The organism is Candidatus Cloacimonadota bacterium (genome assembly GCA_034661015.1).
Lineage (GTDB): Bacteria > Cloacimonadota > Cloacimonadia > JGIOTU-2 > JGIOTU-2 > JAYEKN01.
Map to the genome: position 1 here is coordinate 1 of JAYEKN010000206.1, position 2,327 is coordinate 2,327.

2 protein-coding genes are annotated in these 2,327 nt (G+C 33.0%); both read right to left on the reverse strand.

All coding sequences use genetic code 11. From position 1 onward, the window contains the following. On the reverse strand, positions 1-1,009 hold a 1,009-nt coding region (locus U9P79_08035), incomplete at its 3' end, for a hypothetical protein (GenBank protein MEA2104571.1). Positions 1,010-1,014: 5 nt separating this feature from the next. Further along, positions 1,015-2,327, reverse strand: a 1,313-nt coding sequence (locus tag U9P79_08040; GenBank protein ID MEA2104572.1) for a helicase-related protein, incomplete at its 5' end; no start/stop codon positions are given.

A 2,327-nucleotide genomic window follows, 5' to 3' on the forward strand; every position in this document is an offset into this window, starting at 1 on the left:
AAACATCTGCAATGCAACCACGAAGCCAGTGATTCCATTTTTCATCCTCCTGAATTTTTTCTCTGTCGGTGGTGAGCAGAAAATCAGCATTAATCATAAATGGTAAGCCTGTGTTCCCCCAAACCGGAAGATATGCAAATAATTCACCGGATATTTCTTTGCTGTTGACAGGAATGGCTACTGATACCATTCGATAGCGTACTTCTTCTCTTTTTTCAGCAGTGATCTTTTCAGGTTTAGTAAATTTTTTTGAAGTGAACCAAAAGGACAATGATTTTGAGTCTTCCCTTTCATCATGTTTTTTTTTATATCTCAGCTCAAGCAATGGTTTCTTTAAGCTGTCTTTCTCGATCAGTATTTCATATTTTTCATCATGGATTGAAACCTGAATTTCCATACTTTGAAGTTTTTCAAGGAACAGAATAGTTTCAGGCTTTATGTCATGTAAATCTTTAATAATATCTTTAACATCATATTTATCTGGTTTATCAATTGGCAAAACAATTGTTGTCCAATCATGTTTGTTATTTTCAGGAATTTTATCAATCCAGATGGGAACAATATATCCAAGGCCTGATTTTTCATCTTTTTCAGGTAAAGAAAATTTAAAGCCACTGGAAAAAATTTTAGGGCAGCTTGTTATTTGAAAAACAGATTTAAAACCTATTCCTTTTTCACCAATATATCCCTGGTTCTTTGATTTTTTGGATTCACCCACGTCGCAAAGTGCTTCAACGTTATCTTCAACAAATCCTTTTTCATTGTTTTCAATTATCAATTCAATTTTCTCATTATTCTCCTTAAGTGAAAACAACAAAGTAGGCGTGTTACCTTTCTGGTAGCTGTTATCTTCAGCATTCTGAATTAACTCAAAAATAAAATGAGATTTTTTACCGTAAATATCATGTGATAGTTTTTTGACAGAATTATAAAGGGTCTTGGCATTATACGAATCACAGGCTCTTCTTGCTTCAGTTATCTTATTAACAAATTGTTGTTTTGAATTCATTTTAATTACCCCTCCACTCTTATAATACCGAAAATAACTGGTTTTGTATGAATATCAGCTAATTGTTCAGCTTTCGAAAGCTCCTCTTTTGTTTGATCATGCTTATTCTGAATATTCTGAATTTGAAATTGTTTCATTTTTTGAATTTTTTCGTCTGCTGCATTGGATAATTGTTCCTGTACGACGTTCATTCTTCCCTGATAACTTATTTCAAGGCTTTTAGCACGGAATGTAGAAATATCATGAGCTTTTTGAACATATTCTTCTTTCTCTTTTAACCATAATTCATGATGGATATTATCAAGTTCCATGAATTCTGACTCTTCTAAAATATCTGCTTCATCTGTATTATCACCAGCACCATTTTCCAGATATTCAAAAATATTTTGTCTAATGCTTTCATCTTTACAAATAGGGATAAGCTTAAGTTCAGGCTGCACTCCCTTATATTCCCAGGAATAAATGGCAAATGGATATATGCCTGATTTTATATCAGAATCCTGAACATAACAACTGGAATAAACAGGGTCAGCTTTATTAAAAAAAGAAGCTGCCTGAAGAACAAGAGGATGCACAGGCATAATAAACAATGCTTCACGATTGTTGGAAGCAGATTCAGAATCAAAAGTAATAGTGCAATGCTGTTTATCTCCTTTTAACCATTTTTCCCAGGATCGATACATTGGAGTTTTAATGGGCTTTAAGATTCTAAAATCTTTTAATAGCTTATTTCTGGCATCCTGGGAAAGGCGGAATGTCTTTGTAGGTTTGTTTCCTAAAGAAAAATCATTTTTTTGTAATCTCTTCTTAAGATAGTTTGTCACAAAGATCTGGAGAGATGCAGGTGTAAGCCAATAGCTTTCAGATTTAAAAATATCTTCGTCTGGAAAGAAAGCCGATAATTTTACTCCAAACAATTCATGTTCACGTTCTTCAAGCTCTCTTTCTTCGTTAATTTTGCGTACTTTATTATCTGATAATTGCTGTAATTTCATCTTTATTTCTTTTTTTGATAATTCAAAGTTTTCTACAATACTTTTTATCTCTTTATGAATTTCTCCAAGTATCTCTTCACATTCACCAATGCTTTCTTCAAATATTCCAATCCGGAATAAACAGCTATTGTATATCTCCGCATCAATTGTTCCAGGGGTAATTAGATTATATATTACAACTGCCTCACTTTGCTGCCCCCATCGATCTATACGTCCTATTCTTTGTTCTATACGCATGGGATTCCATGGCAGATCATAATTAATAATTGTGTCACAAAACTGATAATCCAGACCTTCACAACCGATTTCAGAAAACAACATAA